This window comes from Puia sp., assembly GCF_036500295.1.
Taxonomy (GTDB): domain Bacteria; phylum Bacteroidota; class Bacteroidia; order Chitinophagales; family Chitinophagaceae; genus Puia.
This window is the reverse complement of the sequence record NZ_DASYCH010000072.1, coordinates 1-20,738: the sequence shown is the minus strand read 5'-3', so window position 1 is coordinate 20,738 and position 20,738 is coordinate 1. Positions and strand designations below refer to the sequence as shown.

General features: G+C 56.1%; 15 protein-coding genes. 8 read left to right on the top strand and 7 right to left on the bottom strand.

Annotated elements, in window-relative coordinates; translation table 11 throughout:
• Positions 1-11 precede the first annotated feature (11 nt).
• Together VGM48_RS14635 and VGM48_RS14630 are read left to right on the top strand one after the other, a co-directional pair.
• Positions 12-491 carry a hypothetical protein gene (locus VGM48_RS14635; protein ID WP_331580345.1) on the top strand — a complete coding sequence of 160 codons (480 nt, stop codon included), beginning with the start codon at positions 12-14 and terminating at the stop codon, positions 489-491.
• A gap of 169 nt (positions 492-660) precedes the next feature.
• Positions 661-3,045 carry an ABC transporter permease gene (locus VGM48_RS14630; protein ID WP_331580343.1) on the top strand — a complete coding sequence of 795 codons (2,385 nt, stop codon included), beginning with the start codon at positions 661-663 and terminating at the stop codon, positions 3,043-3,045.
• A 38-nt stretch (positions 3,046-3,083) separates the two neighbouring features.
• On the opposite strand, the gene VGM48_RS14625 is transcribed toward VGM48_RS14630, so the two are convergent.
• The 5 genes from VGM48_RS14625 to VGM48_RS14605 all read right to left on the bottom strand — a co-directional run bounded on the left by VGM48_RS14625 (position 3,084) and on the right by VGM48_RS14605 (position 11,234).
• On the bottom strand, positions 3,084-3,905 hold the full coding sequence (locus VGM48_RS14625) for an endonuclease/exonuclease/phosphatase family protein (RefSeq protein ID WP_331580341.1): 822 nt from the start codon (positions 3,903-3,905) through the stop codon (positions 3,084-3,086).
• 3 nt (positions 3,906-3,908) lie between these two features.
• Positions 3,909-5,714 (bottom strand): RagB/SusD family nutrient uptake outer membrane protein, encoded by a 1,806-nt coding sequence (locus VGM48_RS14620; RefSeq protein ID WP_331580340.1) that lies wholly within the window; start codon positions 5,712-5,714, stop codon positions 3,909-3,911.
• A gap of 18 nt (positions 5,715-5,732) precedes the next feature.
• Positions 5,733-9,209 carry a TonB-dependent receptor gene (locus VGM48_RS14615; protein WP_331580338.1) on the bottom strand — a complete coding sequence of 1,159 codons (3,477 nt, stop codon included), beginning with the start codon at positions 9,207-9,209 and terminating at the stop codon, positions 5,733-5,735.
• Between the two features lie 213 nt (positions 9,210-9,422).
• Complete coding sequence (locus VGM48_RS14610) at positions 9,423-10,571, bottom strand: FecR family protein (RefSeq protein ID WP_331580336.1); 1,149 nt, start codon at positions 10,569-10,571, stop codon at positions 9,423-9,425.
• A gap of 114 nt (positions 10,572-10,685) precedes the next feature.
• Positions 10,686-11,234, bottom strand: coding sequence for an RNA polymerase sigma-70 factor (locus VGM48_RS14605; protein WP_331580334.1), 549 nt, complete (start codon positions 11,232-11,234; stop codon positions 10,686-10,688).
• 153 nt (positions 11,235-11,387) lie between these two features.
• Between VGM48_RS14605 and VGM48_RS14600 the strand changes: the two genes are divergently transcribed.
• The 3 genes from VGM48_RS14600 (at position 11,388) to VGM48_RS14590 (ending at position 15,266) form a co-directional block, all read left to right on the top strand.
• Entirely contained in the window at positions 11,388-14,030 is a 2,643-nt protein-coding gene (locus tag VGM48_RS14600) for a sigma-54-dependent Fis family transcriptional regulator (RefSeq protein WP_331580332.1), read from the top strand.
• Between the two features lie 144 nt (positions 14,031-14,174).
• Complete coding sequence (locus VGM48_RS14595; protein WP_331580330.1) at positions 14,175-14,930, top strand: SDR family oxidoreductase; 756 nt, start codon at positions 14,175-14,177, stop codon at positions 14,928-14,930.
• Positions 14,931-14,948: 18 nt separating this feature from the next.
• The gene (locus VGM48_RS14590; protein ID WP_331580328.1) at positions 14,949-15,266 is read left to right on the top strand and encodes a hypothetical protein; all 318 of its coding nucleotides are present in this window, start codon (positions 14,949-14,951) and stop codon (positions 15,264-15,266) included.
• 8 nt (positions 15,267-15,274) lie between these two features.
• Here VGM48_RS14590 and VGM48_RS14585 read toward each other — a convergent pair whose 3' ends face one another.
• Both VGM48_RS14585 and VGM48_RS14580 read right to left on the bottom strand, forming a co-directional pair.
• Complete coding sequence (locus VGM48_RS14585) at positions 15,275-16,153, bottom strand: alpha/beta hydrolase (protein WP_331580326.1); 879 nt, start codon at positions 16,151-16,153, stop codon at positions 15,275-15,277.
• 46 nt (positions 16,154-16,199) lie between these two features.
• Positions 16,200-17,873, bottom strand: coding sequence for a GMC family oxidoreductase (locus tag VGM48_RS14580; RefSeq protein WP_331580324.1), 1,674 nt, complete (start codon positions 17,871-17,873; stop codon positions 16,200-16,202).
• Between the two features lie 61 nt (positions 17,874-17,934).
• On the opposite strand from VGM48_RS14580, the gene VGM48_RS14575 reads away from it, so the two are divergent.
• From VGM48_RS14575 to VGM48_RS14565, 3 genes are all read left to right on the top strand, one after another.
• Positions 17,935-19,275 (top strand): alpha-L-fucosidase, encoded by a 1,341-nt coding sequence (locus VGM48_RS14575; RefSeq protein ID WP_331580321.1) that lies wholly within the window; start codon positions 17,935-17,937, stop codon positions 19,273-19,275.
• 70 nt (positions 19,276-19,345) lie between these two features.
• Positions 19,346-19,678, top strand: coding sequence for a PadR family transcriptional regulator (locus VGM48_RS14570; RefSeq protein WP_331580319.1), 333 nt, complete (start codon positions 19,346-19,348; stop codon positions 19,676-19,678).
• On the top strand, positions 19,678-20,738 hold a 1,061-nt coding region (locus VGM48_RS14565), incomplete at its 3' end, for an ABC transporter permease (RefSeq protein ID WP_331580317.1). The genes VGM48_RS14570 and VGM48_RS14565, both read left to right, overlap by 1 nt.

Here is a 20,738-nt window from a genome sequence, read left to right as displayed (position 1 = left end):
AAAATAATTTTATGAACCAGTTTATCAAAACCGCCACCTTAGTAATGGTCAGCGTACTCACCCTCAGCACTACCTACAGCTTCGCCGCAACCACTCCCGCCAACGAAGGGAACAAAAAAGTCAACGACGGGACCAAAGAGACCAAGGCATCCTTCCAGAAAGATTTCCAGAATGCCCAGCTGATCAGCACTGAAGTGCGCGACAACTTCACCAAGGTCACCTTCACTCTCAACGCACAGGTGATGACCGCCTTCTACGCTGTCAACGGCGACCTCATCGCGGTAACCCGGAATATCGTCTCTTCGCAACTGCCCGTCAGCCTGCTGATGAGCTTTAAGAAGAACTATAGCGATTACTGGATCACCGATCTCTTCGAGATGAGCCAGGACGCACAAAGCAACTACTACCTCACGCTGGAAAATGCAGAAAAGAAGATCACCCTCCGCAGCGACGGCGACGGCTGGGTAGTATACTCCAATTTCAAAAAATAGATCGCGATAGAAACACCAACAAACAAAGGGCATCCCACCGGGGTGTCCTTCGTTGTATTCGCGGACAATTGATGTTTCAAAATCGGACAGTAAGCGATGATGGGGTTTTTGCAATAAACGGATTATCATCAAATTAAAGATTTGGCAGGGATATGGATGCCGGGTTGGAATGTTTACCAACTACTTTAAGAGCGCCTGGCGCAATATCCTCCGTGGAAAAGGTTTTACCCTCTTTAATATTCTCGGCCTGTCAACGGGAATGGCGGTGGCGCTGATCATTGGCTTATGGGTGAGCTACCAGCTTTCGTACGACCGGTTCCTACCGCAGTACGAACAGGCACAGCGCATAATGGTGCGGTCGGCCAACAATGGCGAGACCAACGCGGGCTTCTCGACCAGTCTTCCTGTAGCAAGCGTATTGAAGAAAGATATTCCGGGGATCAGGTATGTTGCCCAGGCCGACTGGTTTGGAATGCACGGCCTTGTGGCGGGTGATAAAAAATTATACAGTAAAGGCGGGTTTGCCGGAGAAGAGTTCTTGAAGATATTTCAATACCCCCTGTTGCAGGGCAATGCCGGCGAGGTATTGAAAGAACCCGCATCCATCGTCCTCACCAGGGCCACCGCCATCGCCCTGTTCGGCAACCAGGACCCGATGAATAAGACGGTGCGGCTGGATAACTTGCAAGACCTGAAAGTCTCCGGCGTCCTGGCCGATCTGCCGGGTAATTCGTCCCTGCAGTTCGATTATCTCATCCCCTTCAGCTTCTATATACAAACACAAGGCTGGATCAGGGATAACCTGAACAACTGGAATCTCGATCCCATCCAAACCTTTGTTGCCCTGCAACCCGGCATCACCAGCGCACAGATCCAACCAAGGCTGAACGAGATCGTAAAAAAATATAACCCGGATGGCTATCAGCAGTCGAAATTGCAACTATTCACCCAGTCGCTCAAGAACTGGCATTTGTATGCCGATTTTAAAAATGGGGCGGAAGCCGGCGGATTCATCGACTATGTTCGCATCTTCAGCATCGTCGGCCTGCTGGTGCTGTTGATCGCTTGCATCAATTTCACAAATCTTTCCACGGTAAGAGCCGAAAGACGGGCAAAGGAAGTAGGCGTAAGAAAGGCCATCGGTTCACTTCGAAGCCATATCATCATCCAGTTCCTTACCGAATCATTGCTGATCGCTTTTTTTGCCTTTGCCGTCGCACTGGTCTTCGTATATGCCTCCCTGCCGGCCTTCAATGCATTGACAGCATGCACCGTCAGTATACCCTGGCACAATGCGCCCTTTTGGGGCATGATGCTGGCTTACATTCTTTTCACCGGCTTGCTGGCAGGCAGCAGGCCCGCATTCTATCTTTCTTCTTTCCGGCCGGTTAAAGTGCTGAAAAGTTCGGTGCAGATCAGCAAGGCTTCCGCCCTACCCGGCAAGATCCTGGTGGTGATGCAGTTTACCTGCTCGGTGGCGCTGATCATCAGTACCGTCATTGTTTACCAGCAGATCCAATATGCCAAAAGCCGGCCGACAGGTTTTAAGGCCGACAGATTGGTTATAACGGATGCCAACACCGATATTGACCATCATTATACCGCCCTTAAAAGCGATCTCCTCAAAACCGGCGTGGTCAGCAGCGTCACCAAAGCAACCACTCCTGCAACCAATCTCTATTCCTGGACAGGCGTCGATGACTGGCAAGGGAAAAATCCCGGCGAAACATTGGGTGTGGCGACGGTTGGAATTACGGAAGATTATTTTCAAACCCTTGGCATGCAGCTGGCAAAGGGCCGGGATTTTACCGGTGGCAACGAGTACGATTCGGTAGATGTCATTTTAAACGAAGCGGCTGTCAGGCGCATGCGTTTCAAAGAGCCCATCAACCAGGTGATCCACTGGAACAACCAAAAAAAGATCCGGGTGATCGGCGTTGTCAGGGACGCCTTGATGATGTCGCCGTTCTCGCCCGCGGAACCCACCTTTTTCGTATACAACCCCATCTGGTCCAGCAGTGTCATGTATCGCCTGTCGCCAAATGCGGACGCCCCGACGGCAATGGCGAAGATCTCCACCCTATTTTCCAAATACAATCCTACCTATCCCTTCCTGTACCATTTTGCAGATGAGAACTACGCCGCCAAGTTTAGCCAGGAACTGCTGATCGGCAAGCTATCGGGAATATTTGCCGCCCTGGCCATCTTTATCTCCTGCCTGGGTTTGTTTGGGCTTACGGCCTACGTGGCGCAGCAACGCACAAAAGAGATCGGCATCCGCAAGGTGCTGGGCGCCTCCGTCCTGCAGGTCCTACTGCTGCTTTCAAAAGACTTTATCGTGCTGGTGGTCATCAGCTGTCTGATCGCATCGCCCGTCGCGTATTATTTTTTACACAGTTGGCTACTGGGCTATTACTATCGCATCGAAATTGGCCCGGGTGTTTTTGTTATTTCCACCCTGGCGGCCATTATGATAACGATCGGCACCGTCAGCTTTCAGGCGGCCAAAGCCGCATTGATGAATCCGGTTAAGAGTCTGAGAACTGATGGATGAGAATATGAAAGGGCATCCCCCACGGGATGCCCATTTCTTTAATAACGCAACTCCGCCATCACCGGCAAATGATCCGACGCATAGGTCTCCGCGATCGTGCGGACCCCCAGCGACTCGAATCGCGCGGCAGGTGTAAATAAAATGTAGTCGATCGTCTTCTTCGGCGGATCGACGGGGATCGTCAGCGGACAGCCCGTCGTACAACTCCGCGTCAGCACACTGTCCATCACCTGCAGCGTCCTGCTCTCGGGATAGGCATTCAGATCGCCGCCAAGGATAAACGGTTCCTTAAATTTGCGGACGATGCCCGCCAGGGTCTGCGCCTGCAGGAGCCGGGCCGTCTCATCGCGGCGCTGGTCGAGATGCGTCGACGCGAAAAGCAACGGACGGTTGTCCGCAAGCCGCACCCGGATCACACAGAGATCACGTGTTTCACCTCCAATCCCCGCCGGCATCGGCAACTCAAACCGCAGGGTATCGATAATGGGAAACCGGGAAAGCACCGCATCCCCATACTCCCCTCCCCGGTAATCAATGGCCCGCGTAAAATACCAGTGCATCCCCGTCAGCCGGCCCAGCTCAGCGGCCTCATCCACCCCGACGCCCGCCCGGCTATTATGAACATCGATCTCCTGCAAGGCCACCAGATCGGGTTTCGCCGTATTGATCACCCGGGCAATCGCCGCCAGATCGATCAGACTGTCCTTCGCCCGCGACGGCGGATTGGCATGATGGATGTTGTAGGTCATGACCCGCAACGTCGTCCACCGCGATGTCTGCCCCGCCGATGTCTGCGCCCACAACGTCTGCCCCGGCAAACCCGCCACCAGGCAACAAAAAACAAACGATAATTTCAGCATGATCTACCAATTTGGATTTTGTGTAAGCTTCGGATTCAAAAGGATCTCCTGCAACGGGACCGGAAACAGATAATCGCGGTTCTCGTTGAACGTCTTCGGGATCGTCTTATTGATCACCACATCCCCGCCCAGCTGTTCATTCTCCAGATCGATATCACTCCCTAGCTTCAAATACACCACGCCCGGCTGGGCTGTCGGCTTGGTGCCCATATAGATACAGACGTCGGATGTTCCATTGTGATCGAGATCATAGGTCCCCGGCCCGGGGAAATATTCTCCCTTGTATTGCTGCGCCAGCAGATGTCCTTCCTTCCAGCGCATCAGGTCGTTCCACCGGAAATATTCCATCACCAGCTCGACCCGCCGCTCGCGGCGGATCTCCAGGATGACGCCCTTGTTGGCGCCGCTTACCTGCGTATACTGCCCCGCCAGATAGGGATCGGGGCTGGCATTGGCAGCCACCAGGTTGAGGTCGGGCATCCCGACCCGGTCGCGGAGCAGTTTTATAGACCGGTCGATGTCTCCCTGGGTCAGCGTGCCGAGTTCGGCCCTGGCTTCCGCGAAGTCGAGCAACACCTCCGCATACCGGAAGATCGGCAGCGGCGTCACCGACTTCGAATTGGCGTCCTGCGACGCATCGGAAACGTATTTCGTCAGCTGATACCCCGTCACTGTAGCACTGAAATCGGGCGCCAGTTTCTGCGTCGCACCGATCCGCGTATATCCCGGCGTGCGAACCGTCTGACCCAACCGCGGATCACGATTCTGCGTCTCATTGAAAAAGCTGATCGTGTCATAACCCGCGATATCCGTAAACCGGCTCCCATCCTTCATCAGATAGCTGTTGACCAGCTTCTTCTCCAGGCCGGGCTTGCCATAGGAGGGCGACAGCGTATAATAGTTCAAATTCTGAAAGACCGCCAGCGAAGCGCTGTACGTCCGGGCAAGGATGATCTCGTTGGGGTCGGCCGCCTGCTCGGAGAACAGTTCGCCATAGGCCGTGGCGGCGGCGCCGCTGTGGAGTCTGTAGCCCCCGGTGGTCATCAGCGTGTCGCAGATGCCGGCGCATTTCTGCAGCAGGTCGTTGGCGCCGGGAAGGCCCTGGCCAAACACGTCGTTCGCATGGTATTTCCGGAAGGTGCCCTCGAAAAGACAGACTCTCGCCTTCAAAGCCATGGCCGTATACTTCGACACCTGGTCGATCGCCTTGGTGGCGGTCATATTGGCGATGGCATAGTCGAGATCGGCAAGCACCGAGTCGATGACCAGCACCCGGGAATCCCGCGGCTTGTTCAACAGGGTCGAATCGTTGGCAGAAATAGCCGAGCCGATCCACGGAACATCCCCATACATCGCGACCATATTGTAATAGAACCAGGCGCGGAAGAAGCGGGCCGCCCCGACATAGGGCGCGGATACACTCGTTGGCAGATGTCCCAGGGGATAGTTCTGCAGAAAGAAATTGATGTTGCGCAGGTTGCCCCAGCTGCCGACACCGGCGCCGGTGGTGCTGGCGGCATTGCTCCAGTTGGCGTCAGTGACGGGAACCACCCGGTTGCCGGTGAGCTGGTTGTTCAGGCCGGTGACGATGATGTTATCAAAGCCCTCGTTGTAGATGCCATAGGGAAAAGCCCCGTCCGCCGTCGGGAAGAGCCCATAGAAGGAATGAACGTAAAGCTGCAATTCGCTCTCGCTGCTAAACGCATTGTCGGGCGATATCTGGGATAGCGGCTCCCGGTCCAGGAAATCCTTGCTGCAGGATACAAGCAGCAGACAGGAGGCCGACAGGATGAGCATAAACTGTTTCATGAAAATAGTTTGATAGTCTTAAAAAGTGATGTCCAGTCCGCAGGAATAATTCTTCATAAAAGGATAGTCGCGGGCGTTGTTATCGGCCCGGAAATTGTTGGCGTCGGCGCCGACCTGCTCGGGATCGATATATTTTGTTTTAAGACCCGTCGCGGTGAATAAGTTCTCCCCGCTGACATAGAAGCGGACCCGGGTGATCTTCCAATGGTTGAGCAGCTTCTCGGGAAGGCTATAGCCGAGGGTCAGGTTCTTGAGCCGGATATAGGCCAGGTTCTGCATATAGCGGTTATTCGGACTCGTGAGTTCGGAGTTGGCATTCAGCGCCTCATATCCCCGCAGTTTCGGGAAATAAGCGTTGGGATGCTCCGGGCTCCAGACCTTGCTTTGGAAGTCCTTCGGGATAAAGCTATAATAGGGCCGGCCATAGGGCCCCCAGAACATATAGGCTTCGTTGCCGGGATACCAGTCCTGGTGGCCGATGCCCTGGAAGAAGACCGAGACCTCGAAGCCGTTCCACCCGGCTCCCGCCTTGATGCCAAAGGCATAGCGGGGCAGCGAATTGCCCAGCCGCCGGAGATCGCCATGCTTGTATAGCGTATTCTGGCCGTTGTTGACCGTGTCGTTACCGTCGAGATCCACAAACTTCATATCGCCGGCCTGGAGGTTGTGACCGGTGCCGGGCGAGGTAAGCCGTTCGCTGTTGACGGCATTCTGGTTGACGGCATAATGCTGGGCCTCGTCATCCGTCTTGAAATATCCGTCGACCTTATAGCCCCAGAAGTCCCCGATCCGCTCGCCGGGATAGTGGGAGCTCAGCAGCCGGCTCGGGTTGTTGAACCGGGTGATATGCGCCTTGAAGTCGGATAACACGATGCCGACATTATAGGTCAGGTCCTTTCTGCCCACACGCACGCTGCTCTGCCAGCCCGCCGCCAGGTCATAGCCTTTTACATCGAGGTCACCGGCATTCTGCTGGGGCGTACCCGCGCCGAAGGTGGCGGACAGCGTAGGCCCGGGGATCAGCATATCCCTGGTCTTGCGGTTGTACCAGTCAAAAGAAATGTTGAGGCGGTTATGCAACAGCCCGATATCGACACCCCCATCCGTACTCGCTACCTTCTCCCAGGTGAGGCTGGGGCTCACGGGCGATGGCCCGCTGAGCAACTGCGGTTTGTTGCCGCCGATGAGCCAGGAGGTAAGCCCCGTGGCGACGGTGGGGATATAGGGATAGTCCGACAACCGGAGATTGGTGTTGAGATACTGGTTGCCCAGCGAACCCCAGGAACCCCGGATCTTGAGTTCGGAGACGACATTGCGCAGGGGCTCGAAGAACGGTTCTTCGCTGATCCGCCAGCCGCCGGATACCGAGGGGAAGAAACCATAGCGCTGACCCGGCGGGAAATGCGAACTGCCGTCATAGCGGCCATTCAGCTCCAGCAGGTATTTGCTCTTATAGTCATAGTTCACCCGGCCAAAAAATCCAAGCAGGGCCCAGTTGACGGAATTGCCGCCGGTGATCGCGCCGGAAGTGCCCAGGTCGAGGGCGTTGAGATCACCCGACAGCAGGTTGATCGTCGACCCGCTGATCGACTTGTATTTCTTCAGCTCCTGGTTATAACCCGCCGTGACCTTCAGGTTGTGCCCGCCAAAGGAATGCGCATAGGTGCCATAGGCGTTGATGACATGGTACTGATCGGTATTTGAAGCCTCGGCATATGAATCGGTGCCGGCATAATCGACCTCACCCGGATAGATCGACCAGGGGGCCTGGGTCCGGCGCTGCCAGTTGCCATAGGTGTTCAGGTCGAAGCCGTAGCTGCCGACGAGGCTGATGTCCTTGTTCAGGGTAGCCGTCAGCGTTACCGTATTGGTCATGTCGAAGTTGTTCTGCGAGCCCTTCGACTTCCCGTATTGCAGGTCGGCCGCCTCACCGTCGGCAATGCCGTAGTTGTTCAGCTGGCTGCGATAGGTAAACGTTCCGTCAGGGTTTTTTGGAACATACGATGCCAGGGCATGCACGCCCATCTCCACAAACGTGGTATTGATCCCCCAGCCGGGGAAGTTGTAGGTGTTGGTGGCGAATTGAAGGTTCTCCGTCAGATGGAGCCAGGAGTTCATCCGGGCGTTGATCTTGGCCCGGAGGTTATAGGCGGTATATTTATCCCGGTTGAACTGCATCAACCCGTCCTGCTGGTAATACCGGCCGGAGACGTAGTAGTCCATGTTTTCCGTTCCGCCGGAGAAGCTGAGCGAATGGCTCATCGAAGGGAGCGTATTGCGGAAGATAAAATGCCACCAATCGGTGTTGCCATACCACACATACTGCGGCCGGCCGTTGCGGGTGTCGGTGACGACGGAAGGCAGGGAGTGGTTGGTCTCGCGCTGTTTCAGCTGGTCGTAGTCGTTAGCCGTATAACCGGTATAGGAATTTCCGGTGACGATCTGAAACGCCTGGTCGACGAGCGTCGCGTCCTGGTAGCCGTCGGTGATAAAGGAATGGCTCGTGGTCGGCGTCGCGACGGAATAGTTACCGTTGTAGACGACCTGGGTCTTTCCTACCTTTCCGTTCTTGGTGGTGATGAGGATAACGCCATAGGCCGCACGGGCGCCATAGATGGCCGCCGACGAGGCGTCCTTCAGCACCGTGATCGTCCCGATATCTTTCGGGTTGACCAGGTTGATATCCCCGGGGATCCCGTCGATGACGACCAGCGGCACCCCGCCGTTGATGGAGGTAAATCCACGGATGTTCAGATTGGCCGTGGCGCCGGGATGACCGTCGTTAAACGTAATATTCAGGTTCGGGACCACCCCCTGCAGACCCTGACCGACATTGCTGATAGGCCGGTCGTCCAGTACCCGGTAGTCTACCTGCGAGACCGCGCCGGTGACATTGGATCTCCGCTGGGTGCCGTAACCGACGACGACGACCTCGTTGAGCCCGGTATTGGCGGTCATCAGCTTTACGGCGATACTCGTACGCCCCGCGATGGGAACTTCGACACCCTGATAACCGACCAGGGAGAACAGCAGCGTCGCCGAGTCGGGAGCCGTGAGGCTGAACCGCCCCTGGTCGTTGGTGACGGTGCCTCTCGAACTGCCTTTCACCTGGACGGATACGCCCACAAGAGGCCGCAGCCCGGTGGAATCGGTCACCGTCCCCGTTACCTGGAGGATGGCCCGGTCCACGGGAGCGTTCGCGGGTTTGATCACGACGATCTTCCCCATGACATGCCAGGTAAGGGACTGGCCCTGAAGCGCCTGCTTCAGCACCGCCTCCAGCGAGCCTTCATGGATGGAGATATTGACCTTTTGCTTCAGATCCACCTGGTCCAGCCGGTAGAAGAAGCTGTAGTCGCTGGACGTCTCGATCTCTTTCAGGACTTTTTTAAGGGCAACATTATCCTCATGGATGGTAAATTGCGCGTCCTGGGAATAGACGGCAGCGGAGGTATGAATAAGACCCGTTAAAATCAGGAATATTGTAAGCCTCATAATCCTTTGGGTTTTCCGCAAAAAGTAGGTGCGCTGTTTTGAATTAGCGTGCAAATGCATACTTTTGAAATGGGTTAAATAGTTAATAACTGATTTTACTGAAATAGTGAGTTATTAGCTCTTAGCTTTACAGCCGGGGAATGGTGGAACATTTCCCGGTGTTTTTTTTATAAGCAGACCTTACATAATAATAGATTTTTAAGGGTTGAAAATTTATCTTTTCTCCAATGAAATGCTAATGGTCTCGTTCTCGACGGTATAGACGATGGGAGTTGTTTCCCGGATGATCCGCATGGCTTCGGTGATGGTCTTTACCCGGGTGAACCGGCCCGTATATTTCAACTGCGCAAGGCGGTCGCTGTTGACGCGGATCGCGACGTTGAACGTCCGCTCCAGTCGCCGGGCCACCTCTTCAAAGCTTTCTTCTTCAAAAACCAGGATATTATCTTTCCAGGAGGCGTATTTGTCGATATGCGGTTCGGTGACGATCTGAAACTGGGCGTCGATCACGGGACTCGCCGCTTTATTTCCGTCCGTGGCCGCCGGAGTGCCGGGGCCCGATGCCGGGTTCTGCAGAGATACTTTCAGCACCTCATTACGGGCCAGCAACACGCCCTTTATCTTGGGATCGCTGGTGACCTCGACCTTCCCCTCCATCACCGCCGTCTCGAAGATCTTATTCCCCGGATAGGCGATCACGGTAAAGATGGTGCCGATGTCCCTGATCTTATAACCGCCGGCCTTCACCACAAAGGGCAACCGCTCATTGTGTTTTACGGCAAAATACCCCTCCCCATCCAGCGTGATCTCCCGGTTCGTCTGGCCAAAACCCGCGCTGTAGCTAAAGCGGGTGCCTGCGTTGAGCCAGACCTCCGTGCTGTCGGGCAGCACCAGTTTTTTCATTTTGCCGTTGGGGACCCAAAGATGGAAGGCGGCCTGCAGCGCCCCCGGGCGGGGCTGCCGCAAATAATAACCGATGCCCACTCCCCCACCGGCCAGCAGCATCAGGAGGACGGCTACCGCGGTGCGCACCGGCAGGAAAAGGATCCGGCGGCGGGCGGGAATCGCGGGCAGCTCAGGCGGGGCGGGAGTTTGTAGCTGCTCCTGCGCTTTCGGTTGAGCCAGTGCTTGCGGGTTCGCTGGTGTCTCCAATCGTTCGCGCAGCCGGTCAAAAGCCTTGTCGGCGGAAAACACCGCATGGCCCGGGTGATGCAACGCATCCTGCCAGGTCTCGCGCAGACTGATATAGTAGTCCAGATGATCCTGGCTCTCGCCGATCCATTCGCGGACCCACTGCTGCTCGGACGCATCGGCGTCGCCCGTAATATACTTGATGACCAGGGCTTTTATTTGTTCGTTCATAGCTGGGGTGGTCTCTAAGACAACCGACCCCGGATTTACCCTCAAAGGAATGCAAAGATTTTTTTTGGGGAGGTGGATGACAGGCCGGCTAAGCGGCCGGAGGCCGGGCGGCGGTCAGGCCGAGGCCACAAGATGCTTCAGGTGGCGGCGCAACTTTTCGAGGGCGATCATGATCTGGCGTTCGACCGTCTTTGGCGAGATGCCGAGCCGGTCGGCGATCTCCTGGTAGCGCAGGTGATGAAAGCGGCTGAGTTTGAAGATCTCCCGGCATTTTTCGGGCAGGCTCTCGATGGCCTCTTCGACCTCCTTCTCCAGCTCTTCCTCGCGGGCAACCTCGTGATAGTCGGTGGGCGGAAGATGTGTCTGAAGGACATGATCGATGTATTCCTTCTCGACGTGCTTATGCTTGAGGTGATTGAGACAGCGGTTCTGAACGGCGCGGTAGATATAGGACCGGAACGAAAGATTGATCAGGATCGTCTCCCGCTTCTCCCAGAGAAGGGCATAGGTGTCGGCGACGATCTCTTCGGCAACGTGGAGGTCATCGGTAAACCGCGCGGCAAAGAGACAAAGCTTTTCATAATAGGCTTTGAACAGGTGTTCAAAGGCCTGCATATCCCCTTTTCTAAGCCTGTCGATCGATATGATGTCCGTATGATCCATTCCGTCCTGCAGCTGTTTATTGGTATCGCTCTGTAAAATAAATGGATGAAAAGCAATCTCCCGACAAGGTAAGAAAAAGTTAATAGACTAATAATATGCCGGCGCCCCGGCTTATCCACAATAAAAAGCGGGAATTTGTCATAAATTGCCCCCATGAAAAAGGCAAAGATCCCGGACTACGACTTGCCTGTTCCCACCAAAGCCATACTCGAACAGGAAAGGAAGGTGTTGTTGCACCTGGGGAATGATATCACCAGCGTCCGGGATAAGAACGACCTGCTGACCCTTTTCTCCAAGCGGATCAAAAGCCTCTATTATTTTACTCATACCATCGTCACCCTCATCGACTATAAGGACGAAACCTATACCCCCTTCCTGCTCGACAGCGAATCCTCCCCAATCAGGGGACATGTACTGTACCAACAACTGATGCATTCCCGGTTCTCGCTGAACGAGCCCTTTATCCAGGCCGTACTCCAGTCGGAGGAGCCCATTTCCTTCCTGCTGGCCGATATCATGGACAAGCCGCAAAGTCCTTCCTTTCTCCGGGTCAACCATGAAGAAGGCGTGCGGGAGATCCTGATGACCCGGCTCATGAAGGAAGGCCGGCCCCTGGGTTTTATTCATATCTATTCCGACAGGGCCGGCAGCTTCACCCGGGAATTCAGGGACGTGATAAAAGGCATCGTCCCCCAACTGTCGGGCGCCGTCTCCAATATCCTCAAGAATGAGGAGATACTCAATAAGGAACGGGAAAAATCCTTTCTCCTCGATTTCAGCAACGCCATCGCCGCCGTTCGCACCAAGGAAGAACTCGCCGTCGCCGTCCGCGCCTCCCTCAGCAAGCTCAACGCGCTGAAAGGCTATGTCATCCGCAAGATCAATGACGACGGCGTTACGATGAGTGCCTATCTCTACGATCCCGGCACCACCCGCCCCGATAAAGACCTCCTGGAAAAGATCGTCAGGACCAACTTTCCTATCCATGACGGACTCCAGAACCGAGTAATGGACAGCGGCATCCCGCTGCTGTTCGATGTCGACCGCGAGATCCAGCGCGGCATCACCGCCGCCTACCTCCAGTACTGGAAACATGTGGGATATAAAACCACCGTTGGCATCCGCCTCCGGAATGCACAGACCAACCTGGGCATCCTCTGGCTGGGCATCGAAGAGATCAATATCGCGTTGTTACAGGGTATTTGCAGCCAGATATCGGTGGCCATGGCCAATATCATCGCGAACGAACAGGTGGCCCGGACGCAGGAAGAACAGGCCTTCCTGCTGGACTTCAGCAACGATATCACCCAGGTGAGGACCCGGGCCGAACTGCAGGCCGCGATCTTCCGGGTGATCGACAAGACCATGCACACCAAGCTGGCCATGATCCGGGTCATCGACGACGACGGCATCCACCTCTCCCCCTTCATGTCCGATCGCACCCTGTTCCGGAATGCGGAAGTGAATTATGATAAGATGTCGGCCAACCGCATCACCATCGACGAACCCTACACCTCCCGGGTCCTGGCCAGTAAGGAGGGACTGGTGTTCAACATCGACGAAGAGATCCGGGACGGCAATGCCTATGCGAAGCTCTGGAAGACCACCGGACTGAAGAACATGTACAGCCTGCCCCTGCGGGCCGGCGACCGGAACATCGGCACCATCTGGCTGCTGGCCGACCGCCTGAGCCAGCTGATGGTGAAAGGCATCTGCTCGCAGATATCCATCGCCATCGCCAACATCCAGGCCAACGAAAGACTGCTGGCCTATAAAGAACAGTTGGAAGACGAGAACACTTATCTGAAAGAACAGATCCGCACCATCTATAATTTCTCCGAGATCATCGGCAATGGCGGGGCCATGCAGGAAGTATACCGGCTGATGTCCGTGGTGGCGGCAACCAATTCCACCGTCCTGATCCTCGGCGAGTCGGGCACCGGTAAAGAGCTGATCGCCCGGGCGATCCACAATGCATCGCCGCGCAAGGACAAGCTGATGGTAAAGGTCAACTGCGCCGCCATGCCCGCCAGTCTGATCGAAAGCGAACTGTTTGGCCATGAAAAGGGCTCCTTCACCGGCGCCATCGATCGCCGGATCGGAAAATTCGAACTCGCCGATCACAGCACCCTGTTCCTCGACGAGATCGGTGAGATGCCCCTCGAAGCCCAGACGAAGCTGCTGCGGGTGATCCAGGAACGCGAACTGGAGCGCGTGGGCGGAAAGCAGACGATAAAGGTCGACGTCCGGCTCATCGCCGCGACAAACCGCAACCTGGAAGAGGCGGTGAGGACGGGACAATTCCGGGAAGACCTCTACTACCGGCTGAATGTGTTCCCCATTCAGCTGCCGCCCCTTCGCGACCGGCCGGAAGACATCGAAGCACTCGCCAACTTCTTTGTCGCCAGGTATAGCCGCAATGCCGGCAGAAAGATCAGGAAGACCTCGCCGAAGGTCCTGCAGCAGCTGCGTAGCTACACCTGGCCGGGGAACGTGCGCGAACTGGAACATCTTATCGAACGCAGCGTTCTCCTCACGACCGGGGACACCCTGCAGGAAGTGTATATCCCCCGCGGCGCCGTCGCAACGATGGACAGACAGGCCCCCGCTCAGCTCGCCAACCGCTCCCTCGGGGAGGTCGAACGGGCCTATATAATCGAAGTCTTGCACCGCTGCGGCGGCAAGATCTCCGGCGCCGGCGGCGCAGCCGAAATCCTGCAGATCCCGGGCAATACCCTGCACTCGAAAATGAAAAAGCTGGGCATCGGCAAGGCCGACTACTTCCCCACCCGGTGATTCCCTTTATTTAAGGAAGGCGTTCGTTAATTCACTGAATATGGTGAAAAATAGTCTGCCGTCGAACGGCCATTGTATTGATTTTCAACAACTTGATTATCTGGCATCGGTTTGGTTCTCCTGTAAGAAATAAAAAATCAGTTTATGAAAATCGTCGTCATCGGAGGCACAGGCCTCATCGGAACAAAGGTAGTCGCCAAATTGCGCAATCGCGGTCATCAGGTAGTCGCCGCCTCGCCGAACACCGGCATCAATACGATCACCGGCGAAGGCCTGGCCGAAGCCCTCACCGGAACGGACGTGGTCGTCGACCTTGCCAACTCTCCCTCCTGGGAAGATAAAGCCGTTATGGAATTCTTTCAGACCTCCGGTCACAACCTGCTTGGCGCGGAGATCAATGCCGGCGTAAAGCTTCACGTGGCTGTGTCCATCGTAGGCGTTCCGCTGATGCAGGACAGCGGCTATATGCGGGCCAAAAAAGCGCAGGAAGACCTGATCCTGCGTTCCGGCGTGCCTTATACCCTCATCAGAAGCACCCAGTTCTTCGAGTTCCTCGCGGGCATCGTCAACCAGGCCACGGAAGGCGACACGGTGCATGTCTCGAATGTTCAATTCCAACCCATCGCAGCCGAGGACGTAGCCGGCTTCGTCACCGAGGCGGCCCTGGCAGCGCCCATCAATGGAATTACGGAGATCGCCGGTCCCGAACGCCTTACCATGCCGGAGATGGTCACCCGCTTCCTGAAGGCCACCAACGATCAGCGCAAGGTCGTCCCCAATGAACACGGCGTGTATTATGGTGCGCAGATCAGCAATGAGTCCCTCGTTCCCGCGGGCCAGGCAAGACTCGGAGCCATCAACTTCGAGGCGTGGATGGCCAGTCAGTTACAGCATGCCTAATCTTTAAAATCAACCATCATGGAACATCCCGAATCACTGGACGACGCTTTGTCGGACCTCAGAAAGAAAGGCTATTCCGCCGATCTCAATTTTGAAACCGACGGCGATTGCCTGTACGGCGGCGACCTCGATATGCGGCTGAACCCGGACGCCTATCTCTACGCCATCACCTCCTGCACCGGGATAAAAGGCATCATCGTGGAGAAGCAGGATGAAGCGGACAGGCAGGACGAAACAGGGAAACAGGATGACGCAGAGAAACAGGATGACGCGGAGAAACAGGATGACGCAGAGAAACAGGATGACGCGGAGAAACAGGATGAAAATTTGTTGTAACGGATCGACTAGCTGGTAAAATGGCGGATCAATGCGGCAGCAACGGTGCCGGGAGCTTCGCGGGGCGGGAAATGGCCGATACCTTCCAGCGTCAGCAGCTCACAGCCACCCGTAAAGCTATGATCCATTTCTTCGAAGGAGGAAGGTGGGTCGCAGGTATCTGATCCGCCATTGATCACCAGCGTGGGTGTTTTCAGCACCGCGATGCCGCTCATCCGGCGCTGCAGTTCGTCATACCGGTGATCCACCGTCTCGGGCATAAAGCGGCTGCGATAGCCATTCAGGGTGATCGATGCCCAATCAGGATTGCCGAAACTTCCGGCCGTCTTCAGAAACTCCTCCTCTTCATACCAGCCTGCCGGACTCCAGGTGTCCCATTGGATCCGGGAAAACCCAACCGGGTCTCTTTTTATCGCTGCGGCGCCGCCGTCCGTGCACATAAACCACTGGTACCAGAAAAGCCGGGCCTGGGGGAAGGTGGGAATGGGAAATTCTCCCCGTGGCTGAAAGGCGAGAGCCATCGCCGCGATCCTGCCGACCCGCGATGGAAACAAGGCGGCCAGCAGATAGGCGGCCCGTGCCCCCCAGTCATGGCCCGCCACAAAAAAATGCGGGATATGCAATGCGTCGGCCAGGTCGATGACATCCTGTGCCAGCGCCACCCCACGGCCATCGCGGACGGTCTCCCGGGCAAGGAACCGGGTGAGGCCAAAGCCACGTAAATACGGGATTACGGTTCGAAATCCGGCCGCATTCAGAAGAGGAGTCAGCTTACTCCAGGCCCGGATATCGTCGGGCCAGCCGTGCAAAAGAAAGATAACAGGACCCTCACGCGGACCTTCGTCGAGAAAAACGATCTCCAGGAGGGATGTTTGGATGGCAGGCATTCCTTCGCCTATCCAATATCCGTGCCGATCGCACGGCCGGCCGGGCTTACAGGTTCCCCTTCTTCAATTCGCTGACGGCATGATCGGCGGCACGCGCCGTAAAAGCCATATAAGTAAGGGAAGGATTCTGACAGGCCGCCGAGGTCATAAAGGACCCGTCGGTGACAAACACGTTCGGCGCGTCCCACACCTGGTTCCATTTGTTGAGCACCGACGTCTTCGGGTCATGCCCCATCCGCGCCGTGCCCATCTCATGGATCCCGCGGCCGAGATAGGGATTATCATCCCCGCCCTTGACATCCTTGACGCCAAGCGCCTCGCAGATCTCCATGGCGTCATTGAGCATATCCTTGCGCATCTTCAGCTCGTTCTCCTTCAGCTCGCAATCCATCGAGAGCACATTCAGCCCCCATTTGTCCTTCTTCGTCTTGTCGAGCGTCACCTTGTTCTCATGATAGGGCAGCGTCTCGCCAAAACCCCCGATGCCGAAATTCCAAACACCCGGCTCGGACATCGCTTCCTTGAATTCCTTGCCGATCGAATATTCGGCGATCTCCACACCCCGGCCGCGTTCGGCGCCGCCCTGGTAGCCAAAGCCCCGTACATAGTCGCGCTTGTCGCCGAAGAAATTCCGGAAGCGCGGGATATAGATGCCATTGGCCCTCCGGCCATAGGTATATTTATCAAGATAGCCCTCGACCCGGCCACCCGCGAAGACGCCGAGGTGATGGTCCATGACATTATGCCCCAGCTCCCCGCTGCTGCTGCCCAACCCATCGGGCCACACATCCGTCGCGGAGTTCATCAGCACCCAGGCGCTGTTGAGCGTGGAGGCGTTGAGGAAGACGATCTTCGCCTTATAGGTATAGGTCTGATTCGTCTCGGCATCCAGCACCTCCACTCCCGTCGCCCGCTTCTTATCCTTGTCGTACAGGATCTTTGTAACGATCGACCAGGGCCGCACCGTCAGATTGCCGGTAGCCATTGCGGCCGGCAGCGTCACGGACTGCGTGCTGAAATACCCGCCGAACGGACAGCCAAACCAGCACTTATCACGATACATACATTGTCTGCCGTTGAGCGGTACCGTCGCATGCGCACAACGCCCGATGATGATCTTCCGCTTGCCGCCAAACTGCCCCTTGATGCGTTGCGCGAGATCTTTCTCCACGCAGTTCATTTCCATGGCAGGAAGAAAATGACTGTCGGGCAGTTCGGGCAACCCCTCCTTCGATCCACTGACCCCGACAAACGGCTCCACATGGTCGTACCACGGTTGGATATCTTTGTACCGGACCGGCCAGTCGACGCCGATCCCCTGTTTAGCATTCTCTTCAAAATACAGATCGCTCCAGCGATAGGTCTGCCGGCCCCACAAAAGCGAACGCCCCCCGACGTGATATCCCCGAAACCAGTCAAACCGCTTGACCTCGGTATAGGGACTATCCTTATCGCTTGCCCACCAGGACAGGTTCCGTTCGTTCAACGGGTAGTCCCTTTTCAGCGCGGGATAGTTCCTGATCATCTCCTGGGTCCGCTCGCCGCGATGGGGATAGTCCCAGGCTTCCTTATTGGCCTCGGTATAGTCCTTGATATGCTCGATATTCATCCCGCGCTCGAGCATGATCGTCTTCAAACCTTTCCCGGTCAGCTCTTTTGCCGCCATGCCGCCGCTGATGCCCGAGCCGATAACAATCGCATCGTATTCGTTGTTTGCCATAACAAAATTTGCTCAGTAAGTTACGGAGTCAACTTAGACCAAAAAAAACTAGTTTTATAGTATGAATAAATTTCTGCCCGCCGCCTTGCTCTGTCTGATCGTCCAGCTATGCCATGCCCAGACGGGGACCTATACCCCGTCCCCTCAGAACGAGCAGGCAAGAACCTGGTTCACCAACGCCAAATTCGGCCTGTTTATCCACTGGGGCCCGTTCAGCGTCCCGGGTGACGGCGAATGGGTGATGAATAACCGCAAGATCACGGTGAAAAACTATACCCGGCTGGAGAAATTCTTCAACCCCATCGATTTCGACGCCCGCACCTGGGTAGCCCTCGCAAAGGCCGCCGGGATGAAATATATCACCCTCATCACCCGCCACCACGACGGCTTCAGTATGTGGGACACCAAATATTCGGATTTCAATATCATGCATACGCCCTATAAGCGGGATATCGTCCGCCTGATGGCCGACGAATGTCACAAACAGGGCATCAAGCTCTTTCTCTATTATTCGCTGCTCGACTGGCGCCGCGACGACTATTCCTGGTGGACCGGGCGAACGGGTAAGGCCTCCGGCCGCACCGTCCATGGCAACTGGGACCACTATATCCAATTCATGAAGAACCAGCTCACGGAGCTGCTCTCGAATTATGGGGCCATCGGCGGCATCTGGTTCGACGGCTACTGGGACCAGATGGCCGAAGAAAGCAAGGACCGCAAAGACAATGAGGTCCGGGTCGACTGGCATACCCGGGAGTTATACGACCTCATCCACAAACTTCAGCCGCAATGCCTCATCGGCAACAACCACCATATGACACCCCTGCCCGGCGAAGATTTCCAGATGTTCGAGCAGGATGTCCCCGGCGAGAATACCAGCGGGCTCAGCTTCCAGCAGATCTCCGCCCTGCCGCTCGAGACCTGCGCCACCATCAACAACTCCTGGGGATTCAATATCACCGACACCACCTATAAGACCCCGGCGCAGATCGTCGCCCTGCTGGTCAAGTCGGCCGGCAACGGCGGCAACCTCCTGCTCAATATCGGCCCCATGCCCAACGGCGAGATCCAGCCCGAGTTCATCCAACGCCTCCACTGGATGGGCGCCTGGCTGAAAACCTATGGCCCTTCCATCTACAACACGAAAGGCGGGTATCTCCGTCCGCAGAAATGGGGCTGCCTCACCCGCGATGGCGACAAACTCTATGTCCATGTCCTGCAGCCAAATGCCGGCGTCATCCGCCTCGGGAAGTTTCCTTATACGAGTATCACAAAAGCCTGGCGCCTCAAAGACAGGACCCCGGTCGAGGTCTCGCTGCGCGACGGCGTTGCGGTGATCCCCGCCCAGTCGCCAACCGCCGAAGACCCCGATGCCGTCGTCGTACTGCAGGTGGGGAAATAGCCCAAACCAAATTTGTCAAAATTTGGTTGGCGTTTCCATTTTACATACATTTAGCGAATTAATCGTTTTTATGAAAGGAACCCACCTCGGCGAATTCGAGGAGCTGGTATTGCTCACCGTTGCCTCGCTGGTGAACAATGCCTACAGCGTGGCCATCTGTGACGAACTCTCCCAACATGCCGATCGCACGGTGAAACTTGGCGTCGTCCACGCCGTGCTCAATCGCCTCGAAGAAAAAGGCCTGGTAAAAAGCGAACTCGGCGAGGCCACGGCCACCCGCGGCGGCAAACGCAAACGCTTTTATATGATCACCGGCGCGGGGAAAGCATCGCTGTTCCGCGCCAAAGAGATCCGCGACCAGCTCTGGCAGAAGATCCCCCACCTCACCCTAAAGCGCATCTGATGAAAAACAAAACGGTCCATCCCCCCAAATGGGCGACCCGGTTCCTCCGGGCCTATTGCCGGCCGGAGTTGCTGGAAGACCTGCAAGGCGATCTGCATGAGTTCTTCGACCGCAACCTCCAGGCGCGCGGCGCCTTTGTCGCCCGCCTGATCTATGTCATCGATGTGCTGAAATTCTTCCGGTCGTATACCGTTCGCAAACCCGCTGTTACCAACCCGCTAAACACCAAATTCATGATAGGCAGCTATATCAAAACATCCGGGCGCAGCATTATGCGCAGCAAACTGTTTTCCGGGATCAATATCGTCGGCCTGGCGGTCAGCATGTCGGTCGGCCTGCTGGTGCTCGCAGTTGTTTCCGATCTGTTGTCCTATGACAGCACCCTCAATAACCGCGACCGGATGTTCCGCGTCATCAGCACCCTGGAATGGCCCGACCAGCCCCCGATGAAACTGGCTTCCACTTCCTGGAAGGGCGGCAACCTGATCCACGACGAGATCCCGGGCGTGGAGTCGATCACCATCCTGCGCAATAATTTTGGCGGGGACGCGAAGATCGGCGAGAGCACGATACCGGTGAGCGGGCTGTATGCCGACGAAGGCTTCTTCGATGTATTCAGTTTTCCGCTGCTGAAAGGGGTTGCGGCCACGGCGTTGAAACAGCCGCATACGCTGGTATTGACCGAAACCACCGCCGAAAAACTATTTGGCCAGGCCGACCCGATGGGCAGAGTGATCCCGTTGGATTCGGTGAACTATACCGTCACCGGCGTGATGAAAGACATCCCGAAGCTGTCGCATATCCACTTCGAGATGCTGGCCTCCCTTTCTTCCATCGATGTCAACAGTGCCGCAACCCCGGGCGATGGGGATAATATGGACTGGTTCAATTGTTTCTCTAATTATGTCTACGTGACGCTTGCAAAGAATACCAGCCCGGCCGCTTTTACGGCGGCGCTAAGCAAAGTGAATCAGCGGGAGAACGTACCGGGAAAGAACAAGAAGGTCTCGCTTTCTCTCCAGCCGCTAAAGGATATCGCCGTCGGCAAGCAACTGGGCAA